The organism is uncultured Veillonella sp. (assembly GCF_905209685.1).
Classification (GTDB): Bacteria; Bacillota; Negativicutes; order Veillonellales; family Veillonellaceae; genus Veillonella.
In genome coordinates this window covers 1-2769 of record NZ_CAJLUB010000174.1, presented here as the reverse complement: position 1 = coordinate 2769, position 2769 = coordinate 1, and the positions used below count along the sequence as shown (strand labels likewise).

The 2769-nt window shown below is 39.9% G+C and carries 4 protein-coding genes; all 4 read left to right on the top strand.

The window, feature by feature from the left end:
* The coding region (gene rimM, locus QZ055_RS09055) for a ribosome maturation factor RimM (RefSeq protein WP_295826379.1) at window positions 1-383 on the top strand (383 nt) is incomplete at its 5' end.
* Between the two features lie 120 nt (window positions 384-503).
* Window positions 504-1334, top strand: a complete 831-nt coding sequence (trmD, locus tag QZ055_RS09050; protein WP_227283386.1) for a tRNA (guanosine(37)-N1)-methyltransferase TrmD — start codon at window positions 504-506, stop codon at window positions 1332-1334.
* A complete protein-coding gene (locus QZ055_RS09045) occupies window positions 1331-1984 on the top strand; it encodes an NAD(P)H-binding protein (RefSeq protein ID WP_295826377.1) in 654 nt (217 codons plus the stop codon). The genes trmD and QZ055_RS09045 overlap by 4 nt, the downstream gene beginning before the upstream one ends.
* Before the next feature lie 74 nt (window positions 1985-2058).
* A partial coding sequence (locus QZ055_RS09040; protein WP_295826374.1) for a hypothetical protein occupies window positions 2059-2769 on the top strand: 711 nt, incomplete at its 3' end.

The following is a 2769-nucleotide window of genomic DNA, read 5'->3' as shown; positions in this document are numbered from 1 at the left end:
CCTGTTACATCGATGGTAAAGAATACCACGTTGCATCCGCACGATTTCATAAACAGTTCGTATTAGCATCCTTTAAGGAAATTCCTGATCGCAACACGGCTGAATTATTCGGTAAGAAAGAAATTCAAGTGCGTCGTGAAGATTTAGTGGAATTGCCAGAAGGTCGCTATTACATCTTTGATATTATTGGTCTCGAAGTACAAGATACAAAAGGCAATGTGCTTGGCACAGTGACTGATGTATTACAACCGGGTGCTAATGATGTCTATGTGGTTTCCAAAGATGGGGAACCAGATCAATTATTTGCAGCCATTGAAGATGTTGTTAAGGACATCGACGTGGAAAATAATTTAATGATCGTAGATCCGCCTGAATGGATATAATCCTTTAGGCGGTTTTGTTTTATCTACATATAGGTATATTATGGTAAAAGTTATATAATATAGCTATATATAGATAATGCTAATGAGTTTATGTGAGTTAATAAGTATAGGGGACGGTCTATGCGTATCGATATCGTATCTTTATTTCCTGAGTTTTTTGATGCCTTTTTTAGTCATTCCATCATAAAACGGGCTATCGAAGCGGAACGATTGTCTATGGGTGTAACTAACCCTCGAGATTTTAGTCACAATAAACATGGTCAAGTTGATGATACACCGTATGGTGGTGGGGCTGGTATGCTCATGATGGCACCTCCCATTTTTGAGGCGGTGGAATCTGTTATTGCTCAATATGACAATACCCTTAACAGTACCTATACTACCGATGAGATGTGTGATGAAATGAGTCTTATTGGTAATCCTAGTGAAAGTATACGACGTCGAATTATTTTCATGGGACCTACAGGCCAGCCTTTCACACAGGAGAAGGCTCGTGAACTAGCTATGTACGATCAAATAGTCCTCATTTGTGGCCATTATGAAGGTGTTGACTACCGTGTAGAGGAACATTTAGTAGATGAAACGATTTCTATTGGTGATTATGTATTAACTGGTGGCGAGTTGCCAGCTATGGTTGTAGCCGATGCAGTAGCGCGCATGATCCCAGGCGTACTAGGTGCGGCAAGTGGGGCACAGGAGGATTCTTTTTATGAACCTCTGTTAGAATGCCCTCAATATACAAAGCCCCCTGAATTTAGAGGCTGGACTGTACCAGATGTATTGAGAAGTGGTCATCATAAAAATATTGCTACTTGGCGTCAAAAAGAAGCACTTAAAAGAACTCGGTTGTTACGTCCAGATTTATTGGAACGTCCATTAACAAAAGAAGAGATTAAGCTTTTAAAAGAGATAGTTGAGGAAGAGTCTGTAAGACTTAAAGGTGAAGAATGAAAGCGTTAGTATTAGGCGCCACTGGTGCAGTGGGCCGTCATATTGTAGACACGTTAATTGATAATCATGAGATTCAAGACATTCATGTATTTGTACGTCGTCCAGTAACATATACATCTCCAAAGGTAACAGTTCATATTGTTAATTTTGATGAACCTCGTGAATGGGCACACTTAGTGACAGGGGATATTTTATTCTCTGCTATGGGTACAAACCGTAAACAAGCGGGCTCTAAAGAAGCACAATGGACCGTAGATTATACGTATCAGTATGAAATGGCACGCATTGCAGCTCAAAATGGTGTGAAAAAATATGGTTTAGTATCCTCTTTGGGAGCAAATCCAAAGTCTCCATTCTTCTATATGTCCATGAAAGGACAATTGGAAGAGGTTATTTTAGAGTTGCCCTTTGAAGCGATTGTTATTGCTCGTCCAGCTACCTTGATTCGAGAGGTACCTAAGTTGGTAGAACGCATTAGCTGTGCTGTATTTGGTGTTATCAACAAAGCTCATATATTAATGAGCCAAGAACCCGTAAAGACGGCTGATGTGGCCAATGTCCTTGTAAAAGCTACAATAGGTCAGCAGTATGGCATTTCCATTATTGAAAATGAAACGATTCATGAGCGGATAGGCTACTTTAAAGCTTAATTTCATTAAATCCCGTTTTGAAGAGGAAATAGGCCGAAATCCATATGATTTTGCCTATTCGAGCGAGGTTATGTATGGAGTTTAATTGTTATGATGTCCTTGAGGTTCAGGGCAGTCGTTATGTAATAACTGAAAAAATTAAATATAACGAGATTATTCCAAAAGCAGATCAGGAACAGGCCTATAAAGCTAAGCCGTCAATGCAAAAATCACCTGGTGATTATTGGCACGAATATGGCCTCGAGGCTGTAGAGGGAACAGATAAAATATGGGTCACCATTGAATACAATGATAATGAATGGTGCACTGTATCTAGAACATCCTATCGTAAGCGTGCACCGAAGGGCTTTACATTACATCAAATCGGTTTAGAGAAGGTTGTAGCTGTAGATGGTGATAGTGGTGCTTCTGTAGGTGACCGGGCTGGCTACAAGGAATACCAATTGCCTTGTGAAGGCGGCGCTAGCGTATTCTTTGAAGAAAATTGGTTTAAAGGTGAGAAGATGTTCGCCGAAGGGGCACGTGTTCCTTTGAGGAATATTCGTCTCTGTAATGATGCGGAAGCTAATACTATTAGTAAAAAGAAACGGAATCAACGTCTAAAAAAACGCTTTGAAGGAGTTGCTACTTCTATAGGGATTGGTGCATTATTTTTACTATTTCTGTTTTGGTCGGACAATGATTTGTCTTGGCATAGTATACGTGCTATGTTTGGAGTGCCTTACACAGCAAAAGAACATATGCATGACACATCTGCATATTATACAAAAACAGATTCGGATAGC

Coding starts and splice junctions, on each gene's coding strand:
- trmD (WP_227283386.1), top strand. CDS start 504: ATGCGTATCGATATCGTATCTTTATTTCCTGAGTTTTTTGATGCCTTT.
- QZ055_RS09045 (WP_295826377.1), top strand. CDS start 1,331: ATGAAAGCGTTAGTATTAGGCGCCACTGGTGCAGTGGGCCGTCATATT.